The 1,235-nt window shown below is 53.3% G+C and carries 3 protein-coding genes; all 3 read left to right on the plus strand.

Translation table 11 applies throughout. The features are described 5' to 3' along the window. Positions 1-181: 181 nt before the first annotated feature. Positions 182-376 (plus strand): hypothetical protein, encoded by a 195-nt coding sequence (locus BLT02_RS16680; protein WP_092998173.1) that lies wholly within the window; start codon positions 182-184, stop codon positions 374-376. A 30-nt stretch (positions 377-406) separates the two neighbouring features. Then, the gene (locus BLT02_RS16685) at positions 407-715 is read left to right on the plus strand and encodes a hypothetical protein (RefSeq protein WP_139187727.1); all 309 of its coding nucleotides are present in this window, start codon (positions 407-409) and stop codon (positions 713-715) included. Between the two features lie 50 nt (positions 716-765). Further along, positions 766-1,235, plus strand: a 470-nt coding sequence (locus BLT02_RS16690) for a hypothetical protein (protein WP_139187728.1), incomplete at its 3' end; no start/stop codon positions are given.

Below are 1,235 nucleotides of genomic sequence, written 5' to 3' on the forward strand. Positions count from 1 at the left end.
AATAAAAGGAGGAGACCCTGTGAAAGAGAATTATGAATCCCCGGAAATGGAAGTCTGCTTTTTTGACACAGACGACGTGATTACACAATCCCCTATTGATGACAATGACGACGATTAATGGATGAGCAGGATGGCAGGTGGCCTGAGCAGGCTGCCTGCCATTCTGGTAAAGAGGTAAGGGATGAAGTATTTTAGAGAAATTGCGGTCGTTTTTATCATCATGATCCTTCTGAACCTGACTGCATGTAAAGCAAAAACCCCGGAGGTATCCTCTTCTCCCGCTTCCAGATCCCCGAATGCGGAGCAGACGGATGATGAAGAGTCAAACTACGAGACTGGTGTCCCGATGGTCATTGATGACGAAGGGGAGGACTGAAGCCCCGGCTGATGCGGATCGCAGGAATATGTGTATAACAGAGATATACAGTTTTGCCAACCGGCTTGTCCATGTAACAAGGTGTGTGAGCATGGCGCGGCCACGGTCTACGGCACCCCCTGGGACGGGAAGCACCACCTGGGCCATAACATTGCCGCGCCGGTGCGGGCCATCTGCATCCTGGAAAAATCGAAGGAAGACCGCATCCGAGCGATCACCAAAACGGAAGCGCTGCCAATGATGATCCGGCAGACATACTGCCCTGCCGATCCTAAGGCGCTGGCAAAGACGCTGTCCCTGCTCGTTCCCATAGGCGTGCGGGCCGGTCCGGCCTGGTGAAGGGCAACTTTATTGTACCGAGAAAGGAAAAACAGATGAGAAGGTATCAGATGAAATGGGAACGTGGCAGGCACGTCATGGCGATCCTGCTGAGCCTTGTGCTCATTCTGAGCAGTACCAGCCTCACAGCATTGGCAGAAGAGATCCCGGCCGCAAATGCGGGCCAGGCTGAAGAGGTGTTTTCTGATGATGGTCAGCAGGACACATCATCGGAAGTCACTGATGAAGAAGCACTTTCTGAGGACGATCCGCTCACGAACGGATCGGAGGACCAGGATACATGGGATGGGCCTGCTGTTTCGTTTGAACAGAGCGAAGCTGTTGACGGAGTCGTGGTCACTGTTACGGCGGATCCAGGCGTGTTTGACACAGATGCATCCCTGAGCATCATTAAAACAGACAGTGAGGATTTCCGTCAGGCATCGGAGGCTGAACTCGCGATCGAAGCCAGTGATACGCTGCTTATCCGGCATGCCATATACAGCTTTTCCGGAGCCGTGATGAATGGCGGCGCCAGAGC

Source organism: Sarcina sp. DSM 11001 (assembly GCF_900101015.1).
GTDB lineage: Bacteria > Bacillota > Clostridia > Lachnospirales > Lachnospiraceae > CAG-791.